Source organism: Sphingopyxis sp. 10G20-10 (assembly GCF_057365075.1).
The window spans coordinates 2,584,258-2,599,135 of record NZ_CP195117.1; the positions used below are offsets into that span (position 1 = coordinate 2,584,258).

The following is a 14,878-nucleotide window of genomic DNA, read 5'->3' on the forward strand; positions in this document are numbered from 1 at the left end:
ACATGGTTTATTTTTTCTTGGTTTTGCTGGTTAGGTTCGGTTTGGCAACCGGTTTCGGCTTGGCTTTTGCTCTTGTTTTGGGCTTGGCCTTTGCCTTGGGCACAGCTTTTTTCCGCGCCTTCGGCCTTGCCGTAGCGGCTTTTGTGGGTGTCTCGGTTGGGGCAGCCGCCAGCAGCTCGGCGAAGCTTTTCTCGATACACTCGCGAAAAAAGGCGATGTCGGGCATGATCGCGCGGTCCGATATGACCGAAAAGCTGATTTTGCCATTATAGCTCGGCGTCGCGATGAACAGCCCCATATTATTGGCCAGCGGTGCCATGCCGAACTGATCGGTAAGCAAAGCCCCCGCCATATAGAGCGGAACCTGCGCGCCGGGGACGTTCGAGATGAACAAGTTGGTCTGACGCACAGCAAAGCGTTCGTTGGTCAAAATGCGCGCCACCGCCGCCATCGTCGCGCCGGGGATATGTTGCGACAGATCGGTCATCACCCGCGCGCTGATCCCCGCCTTGGCTTCCTTTGCCTCGATCGTATAGTCGCGCACCGCCGCGAGCCGTTTCAGCGGATCGGCAATATCGCTGCGAATGGGCACGCTCATCGCCGACACCTGATTGCCAGGCTTATCGGCCTTTCCGCCTTTGCCGCGTAGGTTGATCGGCGCAACCGCGACAATGCTCTCCTTGGGCAGTTCCTTATGATGGGCGAGATATTTGCGTAGCGCCCCTCCGCAGGTGGTGAGCACAACATCATTGACCGTTGCCCCCGGCACTTTCTTGCGGATGACCGCAAAGTCGGCGAGCGCAAAAATGGCGGCGTCGAACATCTTGTGCGGCCCGACCGGCGCGTTGAACCGCGTTTCGGGCACACCGGCAGTCGTTCCGCCCTCGCTGACCGTCTTGCGCGCCGCCGACAGAATGGCGGGCGACATTTTCATCAGCGCATTCACAAATTTGACCGGCGACTGCATCGATGAGCTCCACGCCCGCGACAGCGCCTCTACACTCGACGGCGGCGCGCCCAGTTCCTCGATTGGCGGGGGTTCTGCTATCGCTGGCGTGCCCTTGGCGTCGATATCACTCATCGCGATGAAGGCATGGGCACCCGACGCGCCATCGACCGCGGCATGGTGGACGCGGTGGAGCATGGCAAAGCTGCCCGGTGCGATGCCGGGGATGCGATCAAGCCCCTCGATGACATAAATGTCCCACAAGGGGCGGTTCATATCCATCGGTTTGGAAAAATGACGCGCGGTGGCGATGCAGAATTGCCGCCAGTCGCCGGGTTCGGGCAGCCGCGCATGGCTCATATGCGCCTCGATATCGAAATGTTCGTCCTCGACCCAATAGGGATGGTCCATGTCGAGCGGCAGCCGGTGGAGCCGGCGCTTGAACAGCGGCGATGTGCTGGCGCGGCTTTCGACATGACGGATGATATCGGTGAAGCGCACCTTGCCGCCCGGCGCGGTGGACGGATCATAGATATAGGCGCCCATGATATGGGTGAGGTTGTTCGAGGTCTGTAGATAGAGGAATTGGGCATCCTGTGCGCTCAACTGTTTGATCATACCCGTCTCTCCTGTTCATCCGCCAGCCGGTCGGCCAGCGCGAGCGTAGCAAGGCGCATCGATTCCATCTGATGCGACAGGCCGCGCAATTCGTGCAGCAAATGCCGCCGTGCGGTTTGGATTTCTGGCGTCGCTGCGCCGGTCAGGCCGCTATGGCGCATGAAGGCAAAGCCGTTGGAAAACAGCAACTTTCCGATGGCGGCCTCGCTGCTGATCCGGCGCAAAAGAAAGGCTTGCTTCCCCTCGGTCAGCGCGTCGGAGAGCAGCGCGGATTCGTCCACCTCTTGCCCCAGCGGCTGGCGCGTAAGCAGATCGGCAACCACCGAATAGGCCTCGGCAAAGGGCAACAGAATGGCGTGACCGACGAGCGGCTGGCAACGGCGGAGAAGCTGGCCAACGCCGCGATCACCGCCGCCCAGCCGCTTTTTCCATTGCGGATCGATGCGCGCCAGTTCGGCCTCTAGCGCAGTATGATGCGCCTCACGCGGCGGATAGAAAAATTCGAATTTGAACAGGTCGCGCAAGCGGTCGATGCGCGCCCAAAAGGCGGTGCTGCAATCATCACAGTCGGTGTCACGCAGCTGGAATAGCGCCAGTTCGATCATCGCGCGATCAAGGAAATGATGCGCGATGCTGTTACGATAATAGCTGGCCATCAAATGTTTGGCAGGGTCGATGCTGTACACCCGCTCGCTGCCATGATCGTAACGGGTAAGCAGGCCGCTGGCGACGAGCGTATCGACGGTGGCGCTGAGTTCGTCGCTATCCCCGGTTTCCAGTTCACGACTGAGGCGAATATTGCGCTCGCGCGCCCAGCGGATAATCTGGGTGATGGTCGCGATCAACTCGGTCACCGTAGCGCCGCGCGGCGCGGTGCCGAGCAGCATCAGGCACATGACCGAAGTGACGGTGAGCGGGGTAACGCGATTGGCCTCGACCGCGACCGCGAAGGCAATTTTTTCCAGCGCATGTTTATCCTCGGGACCGGGCGCCTGCGCGATCACCACCGGTTCGCCAATGTCGATGCGGATGCGCCCCGACGGTTCTTTCAGACTGCGCAAATAGCCGAGGAACCATGCCAAAGATTCCGGTTTTTTGGTGCGCCCGGTTTGTTCGGCGGCATATTCCTCGACATCGCGAATGAGGTCGAAACTGGTCACAAAGGGTACGAAATGAACATCGCGTGTCGACGTCGCATGGGCGGCATCAAGGACATATTTCATCAAGCCATAACGCGGCGGCATCAATTTTCCGAGACGCGACCGCGTCCCTTCAAACGCCCAGGACAAGGGAAAGCGTTTTTCGAGCAGCCAGGCGATATAGTGTCGCAGAACCGCTTTATAGACGGCCAGGCCCTGAAAGGACCGGCGGATAAAAATCATACCCGACCGGCGGAAAAAGGTGCCGGCCACCGCAAAATCCAGATTGGCCCCGCCAAAGCTGTGTAGCATCGGCATGTCATTTTCATAAAGCAGCCGACTGGGCGTCGCGCCATCGATATAGGTTTTGTGCGTAAACAAGATGCAGGTCGGGTGCTGGCGCAGCGTCGCGCGCAGCCGTTCGACCTCGACCTTGTCGATCTGCATTTCGCTGTCATAACCCTGCCCGAACATGAAACGGTCAAAGCGCGAGCGCAGATCGAGGAACAGCGCACTCGGGCGGGCAATGACCTCTTTCATATAAGGGCGCGCTTCGCGAAACAGATCGCCAACTGGCTTTCCAGCATCACGCGCCAGATCAGCGAGCGCGGCGCGGAACTTGGGGCTGGTCCGCAGCCCGTCAGCGACGAAGCGCGGCACTTTGTAACGGCTACCACGGATGCCGCGTTCGGCGACATCGAGCGCAAGCCCCGCCTGCCGCGCTACAAAGCCCGCAAACTCCTTATCATTGGAGCCCTGTCCATCTCCCCCCGTCTGAGCAGCGAAACGCGCCTGCAATTGCTCAAGCGTCGCCGCCTCGCCCACCAACACCTCTGCACGGCGCGGATCGCGCATCAGGATCAAACGGGCGCGTAGTGATCCCGGGTTACGGGGATCACCGAAAATCAGGTGTCGGAATTTCAAGGTCCGACTGCGTTCAAAACCCGGAATACGCCAGGCTATACGCAGGGGAACGACCATCTGCGAAGACGTGCCAAGCCGCGTTTGCAGCGCTTCCAACGGCAGGTCATGGTCGCTGTCGGCAATTGGTAGGCTGACTGATAGGGGCGCAGTCGTATCGTCCATCCGGCTCGATGGCGCATTGATCCAGTCGAGCAGGACGCGACGTTCAACGCGATTGCGAATGTCGAGAATGTAAAGCCAGTTGGCCGCCCCGGCACCGGCGGTTGCGACCGCTGCGCTGGTCGCTGCCTCTGCCACCGATCAGGCAGCCTTTCCCTTGCGCGGCGCAGATTTTTTGCCGGGGGGTTTCTTGGCTGCCGCTTTCTTGGCGGGGGCTTTTTGGGCGGGCGGGCTTTTGGGCGGTTGTTCGGGCGGTGCTGGATCGGTTGCCGGTGCCACCGATTGCGCCACGGTCTCCTCTGGCTGGCCCAATGTGCGCAGAAACATGTTGCGCACGTCGCGAACATGGGCGTTGAGCTTTCGCGCGCTCCAGCCGCTGACATCAATCGGCGGCAGCACCGTGACCCGAACCGTTGCGGGGCGCATGACAAATTCATTCTTGGGCGCGACGTCGGTCGCATTGTGGATGACGACCGGCACAATCGGCACGCCGGCCTGCATCGCAAGGTGGAAGGCACCCTTTTTGAAAGGTTCGAGCTTGGCAGTGAGCGAACGTGTGCCTTCGGGTGCGATGCAAATGGACTTGCCATCGACCTTTATCGCGTCGACCAGCGGCTCCATCGCCTTGATCGCGCTTTTGCCGTCGGCGCGGTCGACGAACACAGTTCCCGCCCATTCCATCAATTTGCCGAGGATCGGCACGTCCTTCACTTCCTTCTTCGCCACCCCGCCCATATCGCGGCGGATCAGCTTGGCCATGATCATCACATCGGCCTTGCTTTGATGGTTGAAAATGAACACGCACGGACGCGCGACCCACAAATTCTTCTCGCCCTCTACCTCCAGATCGACGCCGGTAATCGCGGTGGCGAAATCACCGAACAGACCGGTCGAAAAATTGGCCGCTTCGCGCCTTGATTTGGTGAGCGCCCAAATCGGAAGACCGGCGGCAAAAGCCCCGACCAGTGAGGTGGTGGCGTAAATTGTGCGCGCATAGTCGGTCCAGCCGGGCGTGCCGCGACTTTCAAACCGCTGCACCGGCCAGCCGCGATCATCGGCTATGCCCTTGAGCTTGAGATTGGGATTGAGCGGGCGCGGTTTGCCGACCCGTTCGAGCAGCTCGATATCGTCGTCGCTATCCGAATAGAAAAAACTGTCGTCCAGATCGAGGCCGAATTCGTCGGCCAGCTCTTCGGCGGCGAGCACCTTGCCTTCGCCAAAGCAAAGCGGGCGGATAATCTCTCCGGTGAAAACGCCGTGTTCGATCTCATAGGCGCTGCATTTGATGTGCGAGATGCCAAGGTCACGGGCGGTCGGTTCAATTTGATAGATGGTCGCCGACGAAATAATCGCGACGGTGTGGCCCTTGGCCTGATGCGCCTCGATTATCGCGCGGGTTTCGGGATAGATTTTTCGGGCGATATGTTTGGCGTAAAGTTCCTCGCCAAACTGGTTGAAGCTGGCCTCGTCGACGCCCTTCATAAATTTGGCGGCGGCCGACATCAGCCCCGAAAAGCCGATATTGCCAAGGCTATGCTGCGCGATGACCTGTGCGGTTTCGGCAATTTCCTCCACCGACATTTCGCGGCGCTGGAATTTTTCGCGCAACATCGCGGTCGCCGAATAGCCCGAGATGATCGTGCCGTCGAAATCGAACAGCGCCGCAATATGCGCGCCGGGTTCCGATGCGAGCACTTCCTCTAGATGATGTTGCGGCCGTGGCACTTGCGCCCTCCCTATCAGCGGCTTTCCCGCCGCTTTGGCAAAGCACAGTGGCAGTTAATGTCGCGTATATCAATGGCGCCCGAGTGCGGCGGCTTCGCGCGCCAAAGCCTCTATCTTGCCCGCATCCAGCGGTCCCGACGGCACGACCCAGCTGCCGCCGACACACAGGACAGCATCGAGCGCGAGCCAGTCGGGCGCGGTCGCGGCGCTGATCCCGCCGGTTGGGCAAAAGCGCAACTGACCAAAGGGTCCGGCAAGCGCCTTCAGCGCGGGGATGCCGCCGCTGGTGACCGCCGGAAAGAATTTGAAACGCGAAAGGCCCATGTCCATGCCGCGCATGATGTCGCCGGCATTGGCGATGCCCGGCAGAAAGGGAATGCCGCACTGCACCGCCGCCTGCCCCAGATTGTCGGTAAGACCGGGCGAGACGATGAACTCGCTGCCCGCGTGGATCGCGCTACGCAGCATGGCGGGGTCGAGCACGGTTCCCGCCCCGACAACCGCGCCTTTGACCGACTTCATCGCCGCAATGGCGTCGAGCGCGGCGGGGGTGCGCAGCGTGACTTCGAGCACCGGCAGGCCGCCCGCGACCAGCGCCTCTGCCATGGGTACGGCATCCTCGACGCGGTCGATGACAATGACGGGGATGACCGGCGCGAGCGCCATGATCTGGTCGATGGATTGACTCAACTGATTGTCTCCATAGCAGCTAGTATCGCCGATCCGCCCTTCTCCGCCTCATCGGCGTGAATACGGAACAGCGCAAAAAGTTCGCGGCCGACACCCAAAGCAGGTGGCGGGGCGGTGGCGGGGGTGCGTGCCTCCCATTCGGCAGCATCGACGAGCGCGGTGACGTCGCCGGTTCGGGCGCAGACGCGCACGATGTCGCCATCGCAAAGCCGTGCGAGCGGGCCGCTGACGCCATCGATGCCGGGCAAGGCTTCGGGGGAGAGGTGGATGACCGCGGGCACCTTGCCGCTGGCCCCCGACATGCGTCCGTCGGTGAGCAGCGCGACGCGGTAGCCCTTGTCCTGCAGCACGCCGAGCGCGGGGGTGAGTTTGTGCAGTTCGGGCATCCCGTTGGCGCGCGGCCCCTGAAAGCGGACAACGACGACGGTATCTTGGTCGAGTTCGCCCGCTTTGAAGGCGGTGAGCACATCATTCTGGTCGGCGAAGATGCGGCACGGGGCCTCGATCGTCCACCGATCCTCCGCCACCGCGCTGGTCTTGATGATCGCGCGGCCCAAATTGCCCTTGAGCAGCCGCATCCCGCCATCGGGGAAAAAGGGCGCGGCAACGGGACGCAATATTGCATCGTCGCGGCTGTCGACGGGGGCGTCCTGCCACGTCACACCGTCGCCATCGGCAACAGGTTCGCGGCCATAGTCGGCCATGCTACCACCGACGGTGAGGATATCGCCGTGGAGCAGCCCGGCCCCCAGCAATTCGCGCACGACAAAGCCGATGCCACCCGCCGCCTGAAAATGGTTCACATCGCCCGATCCGTTGGGATAAACCCGCGCCAGCAAGGGCACGGCGTGGCTTAGCTCCTCAAAATCCTGCCAGTCGATGATGATGCCCGCCGCGCGCGCAATGGCGGGGATATGAATAGCATGGTTGGTCGACCCCCCGGTGGCGAGCAGACCGATGACGGCGTTGACGATCGCTTTTTCATCGACGCACTGCGCGAGCGGACGATAGTCATCACCGCCCCACCCCATCGCGGCAACGCGATGGGTCGCGGCGCGGGTCAGCGCCTGCCGCAGCTTGGTACCCGGATTGACGAAGGCGCTGCCCGGAATGTGCAGTCCCATCAGCTCCATCATCATCTGGTTGCTGTTCGCGGTGCCGTAAAAGGTGCAGGTGCCCGCGCCATGATAGCTCGCCGCCTCGGCCTCCAGCAATTCGTCGCGGCTGGCCTTGCCCTCGGCATAAAGCTGGCGGACGCGCTGTTTTTCCTTGTTCGCCAGCCCCGATGGCATCGGACCGGCGGGGATCAATATCGTCGGCAGATGACCAAAACGCAGCGCACCGATGAGCAAGCCGGGGACAATCTTGTCGCAAATGCCGAGCAGGGCGACGCCTTCGAACATCGCATGGCTGAGCGCGATGGTGGTGGCTTGCGCGATATTGTCACGGCTGAACAGCGACAGGTCCATCCCCGCCTGCCCCTGTGTCACCCCGTCGCACATCGCCGGAACGCCGCCCGCAACCTGTGCGGTCGCCCCGACTTCGCGCGCGAACAGCTTTATCTGTTCGGGATAGCGGCCATAGGGCTGATGCGCCGACAGCATGTCGTTATAGGCGGTGACAATGCCGATATTCATTTCACCACCGGCGCGGATCGCGGGCTTGTCCTCACCCGACGCGGCAAAGCCATGCGCGAGGTTTCCGCACGACAACATGCCGCGATTGGTTCCGGCATCGCGCTGGTGCTTCATCAGATCGAGATAGGCAGCGCGGCGCGGCGCGCTGCGGGCGATAATGCGCTCGGTGACGCGCGCGATGGCGGGGTTAAGATCAGTCATGCCAACTTGCCCCGTCGCGTTCGATCAGCGCGATGGCCGCACTCGGCCCCCAACTGCCCGCCGTGTAGGTTTGCGGGGCAAGCCCCACCGCGTCCCACGCATCGCGGATCGCGTCGATCCATTGCCATTGCGCCTCGACCTCATCGCGGCGCACAAAAAGCGTCTGGTCGCCCTCGATAAAGTCGAGGAGCAAGCGTTCATAGGCAATGCGGCGGCGTTCGCCGGCGAAGCTGTGCGATAGCGACACGTCGAGGTTGACCTCTTTCAACTTCACACCGTCGCGGTCGAGCCCGGGCTGTTTGGCCATCACTTTGACCCGGATATTCTCTTCGGGTTGCAGGTTGATGATCATCACATTGGCATCAAGATTGGGAGCGCCGACGCGGGCGAAGATATTGTGCGGCACCGGTTTGAACTGGATCAGCACTTCGGATTTACGCTCGGGCATCCGTTTGCCGGTGCGCAGGTAAAAGGGCACACCTTTCCACCGCCAATTGTCGATATAGGCTTTGATTGCGACGAAAGTTTCGGTGTTCGACGGCTGCCCCAGCTCGTCCGCATAGCCGGTGACCGCCTCCCCGCAGACCGCACCGCTGCTATACTGGCCCTTGACGCTGTGCGCTTTCACATCGTCAGCGGTCATGCGGCGCAAGCTGCGCAGCAATTTGACCTTTTCGTCGCGCACAGCGGTCGAGGATACGCTCGACGGCGGCTCCATCGCGATGATCGCTAGCAATTGCAGCATATGGTTCTGGACCATATCTTTCAGCGCGCCGACCCCGTCATAATAGGAAACGCGCCCTTCCAGCCCGACCGTTTCGGCCACTGTGATCTGGACATGGTCGATTGCCTGGGCATTCCACAACGGCTCGAACAACATATTGGCAAAGCGCAGCGCGAGCAGGTTTTGCACCGTTTCCTTGCCGAGATAATGGTCGATGCGGAACACGCGGTCTTCGGCAAAGGCATCGCCGACTGCGGCATTGACCGCACGCGACGAGGCAAGGTCATGGCCGATAGGCTTTTCCATCGCGATCCGGCAATCGGCGCAAGCAATACCCGCTTCGGCCAATCCGGTGGCGATCGGCCCGAACAAGGATGGCGGCGTCGACAGATAAACGCCAACCGCCCGTTCGCGGCGCGGCCCCAGTAAGGCCGCGAGTTCGGCAAAACCCTTCCCTGCCCCGACATCAACCGGGCAATAATCGATGCGGTCGAGGAACGCCGCAATTGCGCTTTCGTCGATCCGGTCGGCGGCCAGATGATCGACCAGCGCCTGACGCACAACCGTCTGGAAACCGGCGCGGTCTATCGCTGTGCGCCCCGACCCGATGATCGTCATCGCATCGGCCAACAACCCATCGAGATGCAGATTGAACAGCGACGGAAACAGCATCCGCTGCGCCAGATCGCCCGTCGCACCAAATAACAGCAATGTTTCGACTTTACCGGCCACACACGTCCCTTTCGCCAATCACCAAAGGGGTGGCCCATGATGCGTGCGATTGCAACGCGCATACGTAACTGTGATGATGGGAAGATGGCGCGCCCGGCAGGATTCGAACCTGCGACCGCCCGCTTAGAAGGCGGGTGCTCTATCCAGCTGAGCTACGGGCGCCCTTAACTGATCACGCGCGGGCAGATAGCGTGGTTTGGGCGCGGCGCAAAGCCAGTTTGCATCTTGCCCCGCTCGTCGGCTCTGCACCACGATCAAACCCGGCGTTCCGTACCCATCCATTGTGGCGCTTCCATCGCTGCGGGTCCGGTTCTAAGCAGCGATCATGATCGAGTCGATCCCGCCCACCCGCACCAATGCCGCCGCAGTCCAGCATTTCCGCTATTACGACCTTGTGATGGCAGCTTTTGTCGCCATCCTGTTGTTGTCGAACATCATCGGAGCGTCGAAACCGTCCTACATCCCCATGCCCGACGGCGGGCAATGGTCGTTCGGAGCCGGGGTGCTGTTCTTTCCCATCAGCTATATTATCGGCGATGTCCTGACAGAGGTTTATGGCTATGCCCGCGCGCGGCGGGTAATCTGGACGGGCTTTGCCGCCTTGATCTTCATGGCCTTCATGGCGTGGGTGGTCGTGTCGCTGCCCCCCGCAAAGGGCTGGCCGGGGCAGTCATCCTATGAATTTGTATTCGGTAACAGCTGGCGGATCGTGCTGGCGTCGATGGTCGCCTTTTGGGCCGGTGAATTTGCCAACAGCTATGTTCTGGCGCGGATGAAAATCTGGACCGAGGGACGCAAATTATGGATGCGCACCATCGGATCGACGGTGGTCGGGCAAGGGCTCGACAGCCTGATCTTCTATCCGCTCGCTTTTTACGGGCTGGCGGGTTGGCCGCCGGAACAATTGGTTCAGGTTGTGGTTTCGCAATGGCTGATAAAGACCGCGTGGGAGGCTTTGCTGACTCCCGTCACCTATGCCGTTGTGGGCACGCTCAAACGCCGTGAGGGGTTGGACGTGTTCGATGAAGGCACCGATTTCTCTCCGTTTAAGGCATAAATCTGATCATGTTGGACTTAACTGCGATTGCCGGCCTGTTCGAATTGAAGAAATCATGGCTGGTCAGCGCATCGGGGCTGGGCAAGGACGCGCTGCATATTTACGCTGGCATGACGCTGTTCCTGTTGATCCGCCTGTTGTATCGCCGCCGTGGGGGCTGGGTGCTAGCGTGGCTGGCGGTGTTGGCGATGGCGTGCGGCGGCGAATTTCTGGATGTTGTGGCCGAAGGGAAACGTGGCATCATCCAACCAGACGCCGCCCATTGGCACGACATTTGGAACACAGCATTCTGGCCGACGATTTTGTTGTTGGTCAGCCGCTGGCTTCCTTATCCGAAAGCGCGGAGTCCTGAGCGGAGTCCTGAATCGTCAGGCGAGAACGCCGAGGGCGGCCTCAAAGAGGCGTAGCCCGTCGGTGCCGCCGTGCGCCGGGTCGATGGCGCGTTCGGGGTGCGGCATCATGCCCAGCACATTGCCCGCATCGTTGAGCACTCCTGCGATATCGCGCGCCGATCCGTTGACATGATCGACATAGCGGAACGCCACGCGCCCCTCACCCTCGATCCGGTCGAGCGTCGCAGCGTCGGCGAAATAATTGCCGTCATGGTGCGCGACGGGGATGTTGACCACTTCATCGGCGGCATAACTTGCCGTAAACAGCGACTGGCTGTTCTCGACCCGCAGCGGAACGGTGCGGCAGACAAAATGGAGCGCGGCGTTCCGCATCAACGCACCAGGCAATAGCTGCGCCTCGGTCAGCACCTGAAAACCGTTGCACACGCCCAGCACGGGAACGCCGCGCGCCGCCGCCTCGACAACGGCGCGCAGGATCGGCGACCGCGCCGCCATGGCACCCGAGCGCAGATAGTCGCCATAGGAAAAGCCGCCGGGAAGCGCGATGAAATCGGTGCCGTCGGGCAAATCCGTCTCGCGGTGCCAAACCATCGTCGGCGCGTGACCGGTCACCTGTTCGAGCGCGACCGCCATGTCGCGATCACAGTTGGAGCCGGGAAAGGTAATGACCGCGGTTTTCATGGGGTTTTCTTCCCTTGCGTCAGACGCGTTCTATACGGTAATTTTCAATGACGGTGTTGGCGAGCAGTTTGGCGCACATCGCGTCGAGATCGGCGTCGCTGACGTTATCGGCAACCTCCATCTCGATAAAGCGTCCGGCGCGAACATCCTCGACACCCGAAAATCCCAGTCCTTCAAGCGCGTGGTGGATCGCCTTGCCCTGCGGGTCGAGCACCCCGGGTTTGAGCGTCACATAGACCTGAACTTTCATGGGGCGAACCTTTGCGGAAGCGGGCGGGAAGGATGGGCGCGCCTATGCCCGCGAATTGGACGGCGGGCAAGGGGGCAGGTCGGGGCAACGGCCAAGTCGCGTCCCGAACATTACCAATTTGTCATGATTTGGCCATGCAGAGGAGAGGTGGCCCAGCCTAATCACAACTCAGCGGCCCGCCATCCCCTGGACCGCCAGACAAAAGGAATAGGTTATGAAAGCATTTCGTTCGCTCGCTGTGGCGTCGCTGATGGGTTTGTCGGCCGTTGCGATGGCGGCCCTTCCCGCCAATGCGGCCACCACGGCCAAATCGGCCCAATGCCGTGATGCCAAGGGTCATGTCTCCAAATGTGACAAGAAGGCCAAGCCGGCAAAAGCTATGCATCGTGCAAGCAAGGCAAAGCCGGCGACCACTCCCGCAGGCTAACGCTTCGTCACCCATATTTGTCAGATCCGAGGCCCGCGCAAGCCGGGCCTCGGATTCATTGAAACCGCCTAGGCATTCAGCCACAATTCGACGCGCAGTCCCGGCAATTCGTCACTCAGGACCATCGTTCCTCCGTGCAAGCGCGCTGTGGCTTCGACGAGCGTAAGTCCAAGACCTGACCCTGCGATATGGCGTGCCGGGTCGAGACGGCCAAAGCGGCGCACCGCATCGGCGCGGCGATCGACCGCTATACCCGGCCCGTTGTCCGCCACCCAGATTTGCAAGCCATCGCTATTACGTCGCGCACCCAGTGAAATGCGGGTCGCGCCGTCGGCATAGTGAAAGGCATTGTCGATTAGATTGGCGAGCGCCTGATTGATCAAGTCGCGGTGAAGAAAGCCGGTCAGACCGGCATCCACGTCACGGGCGAGGTCAATATTGCGATCTTCGGCAAGTGGCCCGTAAATTTCCTCGAGATTGGCGAGCAAGGCACTGACGTCGACGTCGCTGAAATTTTCTCGCGTCATGCTGGCCTCAGCCCGACTGATCTGAAGCGCGGTCGTCAACATGGCGAGCAGCGTATCAGCCTCTGCCGCGACCTTGCCCAGCGACAGAGCTGTGCGGGCGTCATTGTTGCCGGACTGGGCTTGCTCGATCACCGATTTGAGGCGCGTGACCGGCGAACGCAGGTCGTGCGCCAACCCGTCGGTAACCGTTCGCAGTTCGACAATCAGCACCTCAATCCGGTCGAGCATTGCATTGATGCCGCGCGAAAGACGGTCGAAACTGTCGTCGCTGCCATCCAGCGATATCCGGGCCGTCAGGTCACCCGCCCGCACCGCCTCGACCGTCGCCCCCACTCCGGCCACCTTTTGATTAACGATCCGTACCAAAACCAGCGCGATAACCAGCGCCAGCGGCAAGGCCAGCAGCAATGCGCTCCGCAATGCCTGACGGTTGGCGCGCAACAGACTGGCATTGCCCTCGATCACATGACCGGTGAGCAGGCGCGCATGGTTGGGGAGCAGTGTCGCGACAAAGCCGATCGTTTCGGCGCGCTCGCGTCCGGTCCGGAACAAGGTCATGACTTTCCAGCGTGATCGGGTCGAAATGTCGACGGGCCAGTCATCCAGATTGCCCGCGACGCGATTGCCATCGGGCGCCAGCAACAGGATTGCGGCATTGGTTCCGTTGGTCAGGCTCAAGCGGTCCTTGATCCCGATGATCAGCGCGGCCTCGCCGCCGTCATAATAATGGGCGAGCAAATCGTCGCGCAGCTCATCGACCAGAGCGATTTGTTCACCCTGAAGGATGCGGGCGCTGGCGGTGCGGGCATAATAAAGCGTTGCCGCAACGGCGAGGCTCTGGAGGATGAACAACAGCGCAAGAAAGCGCATTGTCGTCGACCGCCACGCGAGAACCGGAAAGTTCCGCATCGTGCTAGCTGACCGGCCCCAGTCGATAGCCCGCGCCGCGAACAGTGTGGAGCAAGGGACGCGGTTCGGTGTCGTCAATCTTGCGGCGCAGGCGGCTGATATGAACGTCGATGACATTGGTTCCGGGGTCAAAATGATAGTCCCAGACACCCTCTAGCAACATGGTGCGGGTCACCACTTGGTCGACATGGCGCAGGAAAAATTCGAGGAGCCGATATTCGCGCGGCTGCAGCTCGATGCGGCGCGCACCCCGGCTAACCCGTCGTGACAAGAGATCAACGCTGAGATCTTCACAGGCCAGCGTCGTGGGCGCACTCACGCCACCTCGTTTGCGGATCAGCAAATTGACCCGCGCCAACAGCTCGGCAAAGGCAAAGGGCTTGACCAGATAATCATCCGATCCGGCCTGAAGGCCACTGATCCTGTCGTCAGCAGATGCCAACGCGGACAAGAAAATCACCGGCGTATCGACATGGGCGGCGCGCAAGGCGCGGAGCACTGCCAGACCATCCATACCGGGAATCATGCGGTCGAGGATGATGGCATCAAAGCCACCGTCGCTGGCCTCGAACAAACCGTCGCGTCCGTTATTGACCCGGTCGATTGTAAACCCGGCCTCTGAAAAGCCGCGCACCAGATATTGGGCGGTCTCGTCATCATCCTCAACCAACAGCAATTTATGTCCCATTGATCCGCTTTCACACAGACAAGATGCAACGCCGGTGACGCCGCCAATGCGCACATTCCGCAGGCCGACCGCCACCGTCAGTGGCTGGATGTCTCCGCGCAGATGAATGGGTGCCGAACAAATGCGGCTGTGCGCCGAATCGCGGGGCCGCCTTCGAAACATTGTTCAAAGCCCCGCGCTCCCTCTCGATAATCATTCGCAACTTTCCCATTGCGAATCGGTCGCATTATCGGTAGAAAGACCTTATTGAGAAGGATTCGCATATGGTTGTCTGCGTCTGCAATGCAATAAAGGAACAGGATCTGCGCGAAGTGGCGCGGGCTGGCCAATTGCGGTGCGCCAAGGCCGCCTATGCGCAATTGGGTCGCAAACCCAAGTGCGGACAATGCCTGAATTTCGCTCGCAATATCATTTGCGACGACGCCGCCACCGCCTGATTTTTGTTGAAAATCCGCGATTTTTTGCCTTGGGCCTAGCGCTGAGGAGGTCTA

The 14,878-nt window shown here is 61.0% G+C and carries 14 protein-coding genes and 1 tRNA gene; 4 read left to right on the forward strand and 11 right to left on the reverse strand.

Annotated elements, in window-relative coordinates; all coding sequences use genetic code 11:
* Window positions 1–7: 7 nt before the first annotated feature.
* The 7 genes from ACR3XE_RS12550 to ACR3XE_RS12580 all read right to left on the reverse strand — a co-directional run bounded on the left by ACR3XE_RS12550 (window position 8) and on the right by ACR3XE_RS12580 (window position 9,657).
* Complete coding sequence (locus ACR3XE_RS12550) at window positions 8–1,564, reverse strand: wax ester/triacylglycerol synthase family O-acyltransferase (RefSeq protein WP_473699859.1); 1,557 nt, start codon at window positions 1,562–1,564, stop codon at window positions 8–10.
* On the reverse strand, window positions 1,561–3,924 hold the full coding sequence (locus ACR3XE_RS12555) for a glycerol-3-phosphate 1-O-acyltransferase (protein WP_473699858.1): 2,364 nt from the start codon (window positions 3,922–3,924) through the stop codon (window positions 1,561–1,563). Before ACR3XE_RS12555 ends, ACR3XE_RS12550 begins: the two co-directional genes overlap by 4 nt.
* 3 nt (window positions 3,925–3,927) lie before the next feature.
* Window positions 3,928–5,511 carry an HAD-IB family hydrolase gene (locus tag ACR3XE_RS12560; protein ID WP_473699857.1) on the reverse strand — a complete coding sequence of 528 codons (1,584 nt, stop codon included), beginning with the start codon at window positions 5,509–5,511 and terminating at the stop codon, window positions 3,928–3,930.
* 69 nt (window positions 5,512–5,580) lie between these two features.
* The gene (gene eda / locus ACR3XE_RS12565; protein ID WP_473700293.1) at window positions 5,581–6,177 is read right to left on the reverse strand and encodes a bifunctional 4-hydroxy-2-oxoglutarate aldolase/2-dehydro-3-deoxy-phosphogluconate aldolase; all 597 of its coding nucleotides are present in this window, start codon (window positions 6,175–6,177) and stop codon (window positions 5,581–5,583) included.
* A gap of 20 nt (window positions 6,178–6,197) precedes the next feature.
* Complete coding sequence (gene edd / locus ACR3XE_RS12570; RefSeq protein WP_473699856.1) at window positions 6,198–8,039, reverse strand: phosphogluconate dehydratase; 1,842 nt, start codon at window positions 8,037–8,039, stop codon at window positions 6,198–6,200.
* Complete coding sequence (gene zwf / locus ACR3XE_RS12575) at window positions 8,032–9,495, reverse strand: glucose-6-phosphate dehydrogenase (protein WP_486185781.1); 1,464 nt, start codon at window positions 9,493–9,495, stop codon at window positions 8,032–8,034. The genes edd and zwf overlap by 8 nt, the downstream gene beginning before the upstream one ends.
* 85 nt (window positions 9,496–9,580) lie before the next feature.
* Window positions 9,581–9,657: transfer RNA gene (locus tag ACR3XE_RS12580), tRNA-Arg, on the reverse strand.
* A gap of 163 nt (window positions 9,658–9,820) precedes the next feature.
* On the opposite strand from ACR3XE_RS12580, the gene ACR3XE_RS12585 reads away from it, so the two are divergent.
* On the forward strand, window positions 9,821–10,552 hold the full coding sequence (locus ACR3XE_RS12585) for a queuosine precursor transporter (protein WP_473699855.1): 732 nt from the start codon (window positions 9,821–9,823) through the stop codon (window positions 10,550–10,552).
* Window positions 10,553–10,560: 8 nt separating this feature from the next.
* On the forward strand, window positions 10,561–10,959 hold the full coding sequence (locus tag ACR3XE_RS12590) for a hypothetical protein (protein ID WP_473699854.1): 399 nt from the start codon (window positions 10,561–10,563) through the stop codon (window positions 10,957–10,959).
* Here the strand turns inward: ACR3XE_RS12590 and purQ are convergent.
* Window positions 10,921–11,586 (reverse strand): phosphoribosylformylglycinamidine synthase subunit PurQ, encoded by a 666-nt coding sequence (purQ, locus tag ACR3XE_RS12595; RefSeq protein WP_473699853.1) that lies wholly within the window; start codon window positions 11,584–11,586, stop codon window positions 10,921–10,923. The genes ACR3XE_RS12590 and purQ overlap by 39 nt on opposite strands.
* A 19-nt stretch (window positions 11,587–11,605) precedes the next feature.
* Window positions 11,606–11,836, reverse strand: a complete 231-nt coding sequence (gene purS / locus ACR3XE_RS12600; RefSeq protein WP_473699852.1) for a phosphoribosylformylglycinamidine synthase subunit PurS — start codon at window positions 11,834–11,836, stop codon at window positions 11,606–11,608.
* Window positions 11,837–12,050: 214 nt separating this feature from the next.
* Here purS and ACR3XE_RS12605 point away from each other — a divergent pair, with 214 nt between their 5' ends.
* Window positions 12,051–12,263, forward strand: a complete 213-nt coding sequence (locus tag ACR3XE_RS12605) for a hypothetical protein (RefSeq protein ID WP_473699851.1) — start codon at window positions 12,051–12,053, stop codon at window positions 12,261–12,263.
* Window positions 12,264–12,331: 68 nt separating this feature from the next.
* Here the strand turns inward: ACR3XE_RS12605 and ACR3XE_RS12610 are convergent, their stop codons facing one another.
* Window positions 12,332–13,699 carry a sensor histidine kinase gene (locus ACR3XE_RS12610; RefSeq protein WP_473699850.1) on the reverse strand — a complete coding sequence of 456 codons (1,368 nt, stop codon included), beginning with the start codon at window positions 13,697–13,699 and terminating at the stop codon, window positions 12,332–12,334.
* A gap of 4 nt (window positions 13,700–13,703) precedes the next feature.
* Window positions 13,704–14,387, reverse strand: a complete 684-nt coding sequence (locus ACR3XE_RS12615) for a winged helix-turn-helix domain-containing protein (RefSeq protein ID WP_473699849.1) — start codon at window positions 14,385–14,387, stop codon at window positions 13,704–13,706.
* 263 nt (window positions 14,388–14,650) lie between these two features.
* Between ACR3XE_RS12615 and ACR3XE_RS12620 the strand changes: the two genes are divergently transcribed.
* Entirely contained in the window at window positions 14,651–14,824 is a 174-nt protein-coding gene (locus tag ACR3XE_RS12620) for a (2Fe-2S)-binding protein (protein ID WP_473699848.1), read from the forward strand.
* Window positions 14,825–14,878 lie beyond the last annotated feature (54 nt).

What these genes read in the sequence shown, in the direction of transcription:
- ACR3XE_RS12550 (WP_473699859.1), bottom strand. Translation starts at nt 1,564, where the DNA reads ATGATCAAACAGTTGAGCGCACAGGATGCCCAATTCCTCTATCTACAG.
- purS (WP_473699852.1), bottom strand. Translation starts at nt 11,836, where the DNA reads ATGAAAGTTCAGGTCTATGTGACGCTCAAACCCGGGGTGCTCGACCCG.
- edd (WP_473699856.1), bottom strand. Translation starts at nt 8,039, where the DNA reads ATGACTGATCTTAACCCCGCCATCGCGCGCGTCACCGAGCGCATTATC.
- ACR3XE_RS12605 (WP_473699851.1), top strand. Translation starts at nt 12,051, where the DNA reads ATGAAAGCATTTCGTTCGCTCGCTGTGGCGTCGCTGATGGGTTTGTCG.
- purQ (WP_473699853.1), bottom strand. Translation starts at nt 11,586, where the DNA reads ATGAAAACCGCGGTCATTACCTTTCCCGGCTCCAACTGTGATCGCGAC.
- ACR3XE_RS12585 (WP_473699855.1), top strand. Translation starts at nt 9,821, where the DNA reads ATGATCGAGTCGATCCCGCCCACCCGCACCAATGCCGCCGCAGTCCAG.
- ACR3XE_RS12590 (WP_473699854.1), top strand. Translation starts at nt 10,561, where the DNA reads ATGTTGGACTTAACTGCGATTGCCGGCCTGTTCGAATTGAAGAAATCA.
- ACR3XE_RS12620 (WP_473699848.1), top strand. Translation starts at nt 14,651, where the DNA reads ATGGTTGTCTGCGTCTGCAATGCAATAAAGGAACAGGATCTGCGCGAA.
- ACR3XE_RS12610 (WP_473699850.1), bottom strand. Translation starts at nt 13,699, where the DNA reads ATGCGGAACTTTCCGGTTCTCGCGTGGCGGTCGACGACAATGCGCTTT.
- eda (WP_473700293.1), bottom strand. Translation starts at nt 6,177, where the DNA reads ATGGCGCTCGCGCCGGTCATCCCCGTCATTGTCATCGACCGCGTCGAG.
- ACR3XE_RS12615 (WP_473699849.1), bottom strand. Translation starts at nt 14,387, where the DNA reads ATGGGACATAAATTGCTGTTGGTTGAGGATGATGACGAGACCGCCCAA.